The organism is Novosphingobium sp. UBA1939 (assembly GCF_002336885.1).
Classification (GTDB): domain Bacteria; phylum Pseudomonadota; class Alphaproteobacteria; order Sphingomonadales; family Sphingomonadaceae; genus Novosphingobium.
In genome coordinates, this window is record NZ_DDFB01000022.1 from 1 (window position 1) to 3,460 (window position 3,460).

Below are 3,460 nucleotides of genomic sequence, written 5' to 3' on the forward strand. Positions count from 1 at the left end.
TTGAAGTTGGCCCAGATGCCGCGATCAAGCGCGGTAAGGGTGCAGAGGGTCATGGGTATCAACTGCTCAACGAACCGGCCATTCCGGTCAATCGGTGCATTCAGGGGCTGTCCGATGCTCTCGATCACCAGAGGGAAATAGGTGCGGCCTTTGTACTTCATCGCCAATCGAACCGGCGCGCGAGACGGCATCAGGGCTTCCACGTATGCCATGTCTCCCTTGGCGGTTTTGGCGAGCCTGGCGAGAACGGAACCGTCTTTAGACAACTCCACCGGCAAGGCCCATTCCATCAGCTTGGCAACAGGCGTTTCAACCTCCTTGACCGGATCCGACCAGGCACGGAAGACGGCCACCACCTGAAACTTGACCGGGGTCATTCCGCTGAAAACTTGTGTGCTGTTCAATAAAGTAATGCCGGTTCTGCCCTCGAACTGCTTCAGGAAATCGCCGGATTTCTTCTGCGCAGCGGCGCCATCGGCGCCCGTGCCGCCGATGGCGGTGGCGTCGATGATCGGCTGCAGGGCACCAGACTGAAGCATCGCCAGCAGGGCCGGCGCTTTCGTCTCGGGTCCGGCCTGCTCGAACGGGCTCTGCCAGTTCAAGGCCATTTCCATACTGGCCTCGGTGAGCGGTGCGACCACGGTCGCCGGATCGGTCTTATCCGTCCGCTTCCAGATGCCGTTTTCATTGTCGACCTCAAAGAAGTGCGCAAGAAGGTGCGGCGACAAGCCCTTCCATTCGGACTTCAATTCAGTTGCTGTCAGGCTGGGGGCGGTCATTGTTCGCCGCCTTCGGTGTCCGGACTTGCGGGCGCAATCTGCACTCGGGCGGCGGGTTCGGCGATGGCCTGGCGAATCCCCTCCAGCGCCATCAGGCACGCATGGAGGGCACCGCGCACGGCCTCGGGGCTGCCGGTGCCGGCCTCCCGCGCTTGCGCCTCTGCTGCGGCCAAGACGCCCTCGGGCGTGGCTTGGGCGATGATTTCGCCAAGGGTCGTAACGCAAGCTGTGGCCAGGGCGTGCGCGATGCTGTCGATTTCACGGGGGAAGTCCGCGTATTTATTTATCATTTTTTCTTCCTCGGTGGTGTCGCCAGTTTGAGGCGAAGCCGCCGCTCCGCGGCTATGGCGTCGGCTGCTGATTTCTTCAGGCGGTCGGCGGCGGCGGTGAGGATGGATCCCCCGTGCAGATCGAGGAACGCGTCACCGTTCAGGTCCGCGAGCCGAAAAATCGCGTCAATCACACCTTGAGCTTCTCGATGGATCGCCGGAATCACGGCAGTGGCCGCATCAATGTGCTGCTGCAGGGCGGCGAGCGCCCGCAAATCGCGGTTGCGGATGCGCTGCCACTCGGTTAGCAGGAAGGGGGTGACGCCCCGATGAACGCCCGTTTCCCATTCGTCAGAAAGTCCAAACAGATACTCCGTAGAAACTTCGTAAATCCGGGCAGCATCGCGGATCAAGCGGATAGGAACCGAATTGGTGTCGGTAGCATTCTCGACTTTTGACAACTTGCTAGGGTTTGCATAGCCCAGCCGGCGCGCGGCTTCGGACAGGGACAGATTGCACAGTTCCCGCGAGGCCTTCAGGCGCAGGCCGATAGTTTTGACCAATTCGGCCTGCGCATGGCGGATTGGTGGGGCGTCCTGGATTACTCGCATGTCTTCGTCCTTCCTTGGCTCGTTGCTGACGGCGGCATCAGTGCGCCACCTCGTCGGCGTCATCGCCATAAAGATGCGAGCCGAGCTCCTCCGCCAAGGCCCCGACGAGCACTCGCACTTGCTGATGAAACTGGCCGATTATCGTTTCGGCGACCTGGTGCGCGAGGTTCGGAGCCGCGCCGAAAGTTCCGACAAAGACGCCGGCAAGCGCGTCGACCTCGGCGTCGATGGCTTTTTCGTCGGCGGGGGGCATGGGGAAGGTGGTATTCATTTTGCGTCTTTCTCTCGTTCGATATTGTGATGTTGCGGGGGCTGAAAAGCCCCGCGGGGGCTGGGTTTCCGGGAAATGCGCGTCACGCGTCAAACCCCTTCCGGACCGCCGTTTTCGGCACGGCTGCAGGTGCCGGGTACGGGCCGTCGTGGTCCGTGAAGCGCATCAGGGGGCCGTCGAGCGCCAGCAGGCATTCCCCGGTCGGGCCGTTGCGGTTCTTGCGGATCAGCAGTTGCGCCAGGCCCTCCCATTCCGGCGCCGTCCGGGTCAAGGACTCCCGATGCAACATCACAACAACGTCGGCGTCTTGCTCAATCTCTCCCGAATCGCGCAGATCTGCGAGCACCGGCCGCTTGTCGCCCGTTCGCCCTTCGCTGGCGCGGTTGACCTGCGCAAGGGCGATCACCGGCACCTTCAGTTCCTTGGCCAGGGCCTTCAGGCCGCGCGAGAGGGAGCCGACTTCCTGCGCCCGCGTGTCGCCAGTGCCGCACATCAGTTGCAAGTAATCAACCACGATCAGCCCGAGGCCGTGGGCGCGCTGGATGCGGCGGGCCTTGGCGCGGACGTAGGCGACGGTCACGGCCGGGGTGTCATCTACGAACAGCTTCCACGCGGCGGTTGCGGCCGCCGCTGCGGTCATGGCGTCCCAGTGGTCGCGCTCCCCCGTTCCTGCGCGCATGGCCTGCACAGTGACGCCGGAGCGGGCGGCCAGGATGCGCTGGGCAATCTCGCGGCGGCTCATCTCCATAGTGAAGAACAGCACCGGCACACCGCTGGCTGCCACGTGAGCGGCGATGTTGCAGCCGGCTACCGTCTTGCCGACCGACGGGCGAGCCGCGACGATCACGAGATTTCCCGGTTCAAGTCCGCCGGTCAATTCGTCGAAGCGCTGGAAGCCCGTGGCGAGGCCCGCTAGCTCGCCGCCACGCTCCCGGCGATCCTCCACGTCGGCCAGCACATCGCACAAGGCATCCTGTAGGCGTACCGGGTCGGTGTCTGAGTGGTCGAGCAGGGCCAGCATGCCGGCCTCGGCTTCCGCGGCGATCTCGGCCGGCGCTCTGCCGCTGGGGGTGGTGCATGCGTCCTGCAGGTCGGCAGCGATCTGCAACAGGCCGCGGCGGGTGGCTCGCTCCCGGACGATCTCAGCGTAGCGGCGGGCGCTAGACGCCGAGAAGGAACCGTTGCCCAGTTCGCCCAAATACGCGAGTCCGCCGGCTTTCTCGGCCTCACCCCGGGCCGTCAGTGCGTCGATGACCGTCACCACGTCGACCGCCTTGCCGGCATCGTGAAGGGCCTTCGCGGCGCTGAAGATGCGCCGATGGTCGTCCCTGTAGAAATCGGACGCACTGACGGCCCCTTCGATGCGGTCAATGACGCGTCCGCCGTTGGTCAGGATGGCGCCGATGAGTGCTTGCTCCGCTTCGATGCTGTGCGGCGGCAGGTTACGCAGATCGGGGGCGTTCATGCTGCCACTCCTTCGTGGTATTTGCCCTCTACGATTTTCACGAAGTTGGCAGGGGTGACGATCCA

5 protein-coding genes are annotated in these 3,460 nt (G+C 63.9%); all 5 read right to left on the minus strand.

Annotated elements, in window-relative coordinates; translation table 11 throughout:
* Positions 1-779: hypothetical protein (locus B3547_RS03935; RefSeq protein WP_292960407.1), on the minus strand; the 779-nt coding region annotated here is incomplete at its 3' end.
* On the minus strand, positions 776-1,069 hold the full coding sequence (locus B3547_RS03940; RefSeq protein WP_292960410.1) for a hypothetical protein: 294 nt from the start codon (positions 1,067-1,069) through the stop codon (positions 776-778). The genes B3547_RS03940 and B3547_RS03935, both read right to left, overlap by 4 nt.
* On the minus strand, positions 1,066-1,659 hold the full coding sequence (locus B3547_RS03945; RefSeq protein ID WP_292960412.1) for a helix-turn-helix domain-containing protein: 594 nt from the start codon (positions 1,657-1,659) through the stop codon (positions 1,066-1,068). The genes B3547_RS03940 and B3547_RS03945 overlap by 4 nt, the downstream gene beginning before the upstream one ends.
* A 37-nt stretch (positions 1,660-1,696) precedes the next feature.
* Positions 1,697-1,930, minus strand: coding sequence for a hypothetical protein (locus B3547_RS03950; protein WP_292960414.1), 234 nt, complete (start codon positions 1,928-1,930; stop codon positions 1,697-1,699).
* 82 nt (positions 1,931-2,012) lie between these two features.
* Entirely contained in the window at positions 2,013-3,395 is a 1,383-nt protein-coding gene (gene dnaB / locus B3547_RS03955) for a replicative DNA helicase (RefSeq protein ID WP_292960416.1), read from the minus strand.
* Between the last annotated feature and the right edge of the window lie 65 nt (positions 3,396-3,460).